1 rRNA gene is annotated in these 1,076 nt (G+C 53.8%); it reads left to right on the forward strand.

The features are described from left to right. Nucleotides 1-1,070: ribosomal RNA gene (locus Q8W40_RS27975) — 16S ribosomal RNA — on the forward strand; the annotation flags it as partial. Nucleotides 1,071-1,076: the final 6 nt, after the last annotated feature.

A 1,076-nucleotide genomic window follows, 5' to 3' on the forward strand; every position in this document is an offset into this window, starting at 1 on the left:
ATATCTTGACGTTAGCTGCAGAAGAAGCACCGGCTAACTCCGTGCCAGCAGCCGCGGTAATACGGAGGGTGCGAGCGTTAATCGGAATTACTGGGCGTAAAGCGCATGCAGGTGGTTTGTTAAGTCAGATGTGAAAGCCCGGGGCTCAACCTCGGAACCGCATTTGAAACTGGCAGGCTAGAGTACTGTAGAGGGGGGTAGAATTTCAGGTGTAGCGGTGAAATGCGTAGAGATCTGAAGGAATACCAGTGGCGAAGGCGGCCCCCTGGACAGATACTGACACTCAGATGCGAAAGCGTGGGGAGCAAACAGGATTAGATACCCTGGTAGTCCACGCCGTAAACGATGTCTACTTGGAGGTTGTGGCCTTGAGCCGTGGCTTTCGGAGCTAACGCGTTAAGTAGACCGCCTGGGGAGTACGGTCGCAAGATTAAAACTCAAATGAATTGACGGGGGCCCGCACAAGCGGTGGAGCATGTGGTTTAATTCGATGCAACGCGAAGAACCTTACCTACTCTTGACATCCTCAGAAGAGACTGGAGACAGTCTTGTGCCTTCGGGAACTGAGAGACAGGTGCTGCATGGCTGTCGTCAGCTCGTGTTGTGAAATGTTGGGTTAAGTCCCGCAACGAGCGCAACCCTTATCCTTGTTTGCCAGCGAGTAATGTCGGGAACTCCAGGGAGACTGCCGGTGATAAACCGGAGGAAGGTGGGGACGACGTCAAGTCATCATGGCCCTTACGAGTAGGGCTACACACGTGCTACAATGGCGCATACAGAGGGCGGCCAACCAGCGATGGTGAGCGAATCCCAAAAAGTGCGTCGTAGTCCGGATTGGAGTCTGCAACTCGACTCCATGAAGTCGGAATCGCTAGTAATCGTGGATCAGAATGCCACGGTGAATACGTTCCCGGGCCTTGTACACACCGCCCGTCACACCATGGGAGTGGGCTGCAAAAGAAGTAGGTAGTTTAACCTTCGGGGGGACGCTTACCACTTTGTGGTTCATGACTGGGGTGAAGTCGTAACAAGGTAGCCCTAGGGGAACCTGGGGCTGGATCACCTCCTTATACGAT

The sequence above is a fragment of the Vibrio penaeicida genome, assembly GCF_030689305.1.
Classification (GTDB): domain Bacteria; phylum Pseudomonadota; class Gammaproteobacteria; order Enterobacterales; family Vibrionaceae; genus Vibrio; species Vibrio penaeicida_B.